Below are 1,250 nucleotides of genomic sequence, written 5' to 3' on the forward strand. Positions count from 1 at the left end.
GTGCGACGGGGGTGTGGGTGGTGCCGCGGTGCCGCGGGGCGTCACCGGCCTCGGGCGGCGGCCGGTCGTCGGCCGGGCGGCGTGCGGACGCACGTCGAGGCACCACCGGCCCGGGCGATGAGCCGATGGTGCCTCGACTGGGGTACCTGCTGACGGGTCGTCGTCACCAGGTGACCGGAGCGGACCCCGGGCGAGTGGCCCGGTGGCCGCCCCGGGGGAGAGACGACCGTGGTCCGTGCGCACCAGCCTGCCCCGGTGCGCCCACCCGCGGGTGGGCCGTTGGTCCCGACCTCGTGCCGCCCGTCAGCCGCCCGCGACCGCGTCCGCGTGCGTGTCCACGGCGTCGCGCAGGAACACCGCGAGCCCGGGCGCCACGGCGTCGTAGGTCGCCGCGAACCGCGGGTCGTCGACGTACATCGCGGCCAGGTTCCGGTACGCCCCGGCGTCCGGGGTCCAGAACAGCGCGACCCAGGCGTGGTGCCGCGCCACCAGGTCCCGGACCGCGGGGTCGGTGACGGGCGTGCCGGCCGCCAGCAGCGCGGCCAGCCCCGCGCTGACGGCCTCGCCCTCGCGCCGGTGCGCGGCGCGCTCGTCGTCGGTCAGGTCCTCCCAGGCGCGCGTGCTGCGGTCCACCGCGGCGTCGCCCCAGCGCTCGCGCGCCTCCGCCTCGTACCGGCGGTGGTCGAAGCCCTCGTACATCTCCTCGGCGGGCATGTCGGTGCCCCCTTCCAGGGACTCGATGGTGGCGGCGACGGTGCGGGCGAGCCGGTCGAGCCGGTCCCGCTCCGCCAGCAGCGCGGCGTGGTGCGCACGCAGCCGGTCGACCCGGACGCGCGCGGGGGCTGCGCCGGTGGCGTCGAGGATCTCCCCGATCGCGGCCAGCCCGACCCCGAGCTCGCGCAGCACCAGCACCTGCTGCAGCCGCAGCAGCTCCGCGCGCCCGTACTCCCGCTGCCCGCCCGGCGCGGTGCCGGCCGGGCGCAGCAGCCCGATCGCGTCGTAGTGCCGCAGGGTCCGGGACGTCACGCCGGACAGCCGCACCACCTCGCCGGTGGTCCACCGCTCGGTGCCCGTCGTCCTCATGCGCCCGCTCCGTCCTCCGCCGACGGCAGTCGATCCGCCGTCGCTGCTCGACGCTAGGCGTTGACGCCACGTCAACCGCAACCTCCCGCCTTCGACAACGCCGCGCCGCCGGGCCCCCGGCTCGCCACGCCCTCTTCCTCCTCGTTCCTGCCGCCCCTCCCTCCCTC

1 protein-coding gene is annotated in these 1,250 nt (G+C 77.7%); it reads right to left on the reverse strand.

Annotation, left to right across the window (positions count from 1 at the left end; all coding sequences use genetic code 11):
- Nucleotides 1–303: 303 nt before the first annotated feature.
- Complete coding sequence (locus tag G6556_RS18885) at nt 304–1,083, reverse strand: MerR family transcriptional regulator (RefSeq protein ID WP_166944688.1); 780 nt, start codon at nt 1,081–1,083, stop codon at nt 304–306.
- Nucleotides 1,084–1,250 lie beyond the last annotated feature (167 nt).

Source organism: Cellulomonas sp. IC4_254 (genome assembly GCF_011603975.1).
Lineage (GTDB): Bacteria > Actinomycetota > Actinomycetes > Actinomycetales > Cellulomonadaceae > Cellulomonas.